General features: G+C 56.0%; 1 rRNA gene. It reads left to right on the forward strand.

The features are described from left to right. Positions 1-1,052 (forward strand): 16S ribosomal RNA (locus I6E40_RS10585); the annotation flags it as partial. Positions 1,053-1,126 lie beyond the last annotated feature (74 nt).

Here is a 1,126-nt window from a genome sequence, read left to right on the forward strand (position 1 = left end):
CGTTGCAGGTACCGTCATAAGAAGGACCGGCTAATTCCGTGCCAGCAGCCGCGGTAATACGGAAGGTCCGGGCGTTATCCGGATTTATTGGGTTTAAAGGGAGCGTAGGTGGACTGTCAAGTCAGTTGTGAAATCCGCGGGCTCAACCTGCGGCCTGCAGTTGAAACTGGCGGTCTTGAGTCCGTTCAGGGATGCTGGAATTCATGGTGTAGCGGTGAAATGCTCAGATATCATGAAGAACTCCAATCGCGAAGGCAGGCATCCGGGCCGGAACTGACACTGAGGCTCGAAAGTGCGGGTATCAAACAGGATTAGATACCCTGGTAGTCCGCACGGTAAACGATGAATACTCATGGTGCGCGAGTAATTGTGCGTCATCAAGCGAAAGCGTTAAGTATTCCACCTGGGGAGTACGCCGGCAACGGTGAAACTCAAAGGAATTGACGGGGGCCCGCACAAGCGGAGGAACATGTGGTTTAATTCGATGATACGCGAGGAACCTTACCCGGGCTTGAACTGCGCAGGAATGTGGCAGAGACGTCACAGTCTTCGGACCTGCGTGGAGGTGCTGCATGGTTGTCGTCAGCTCGTGCCGTGAGGTGTCGGCTTAAGTGCCATAACGAGCGCAACCCTTGTCCCCGTTTGCCATCGGGTAATGCCGGGCACTCCGGGGAGACTGCCATCGTAAGATGTGAGGAAGGTGGGGATGACGTCAAATCAGCACGGCCCTTACGTCCGGGGCTACACACGTGTTACAATGGGGGGTACAGCGGGAAGCTACCGTGCGAGCGGATGCGGATCCCGAAAACCCCTCTCAGTTCGGACTGGAGTCTGCAACCCGACTCCACGAAGCTGGATTCGCTAGTAATCGCGCATCAGCCATGGCGCGGTGAATACGTTCCCGGGCCTTGTACACACCGCCCGTCAAGCCATGAAAGCCGGGAGCACCTGAAGTCCGTGACCGCAAGGGTCGGCCTAGGGTGATACCGGTGATTGGGGCTAAGTCGTAACAAGGTAGCCGTACCGGAAGGTGCGGCTGGAACACCTCCTTTCTGGAGCGGACGTCCAAAGTCTTGTTAAAGGCAAGAAACGACAAAACAAGGGATTTTCCACTCCCGTATTTCTC

It is taken from the genome of Prevotellamassilia timonensis, assembly GCF_021531665.1.
GTDB lineage: Bacteria > Bacteroidota > Bacteroidia > Bacteroidales > Bacteroidaceae > Alloprevotella.